Here is a 261-nt window from a genome sequence, read left to right as displayed (position 1 = left end):
CCATTTTTTCATTCGTCATGCTCGTGCTCGTCTTGCTGACTATGCCTGAAACACATGATGGTCTACGCCTGAAGAAAAAGGCTCGGCGGCTGCGTCGCGAAACCGGCGATGATCGCTACAAAGCGCCCATTGAAATGCGGCACGTCGAATTGACCAAAATGATAGGCACTGTGCTCGGCAAGCCCATCAAAATCTTCTTCACAGAGCCGATGCTCATTCTGGTCACCATTTACATGTCATTCGTGTATGGTACCCTGTACC

At 50.2% G+C, this 261-nt stretch carries 1 protein-coding gene; it reads left to right on the top strand.

What is annotated here, in order from left to right:
* A partial coding sequence (locus AC0IYH_RS32285) for a hypothetical protein (RefSeq protein WP_471838402.1) occupies positions 1–261 on the top strand: 261 nt, incomplete at both ends.

Source organism: Pseudomonas sp. AC463 (assembly GCF_979253585.1).
The sequence above is the reverse complement of the archived record's forward strand: the minus strand, read 5'-3'. Positions and strand labels throughout refer to the sequence as shown.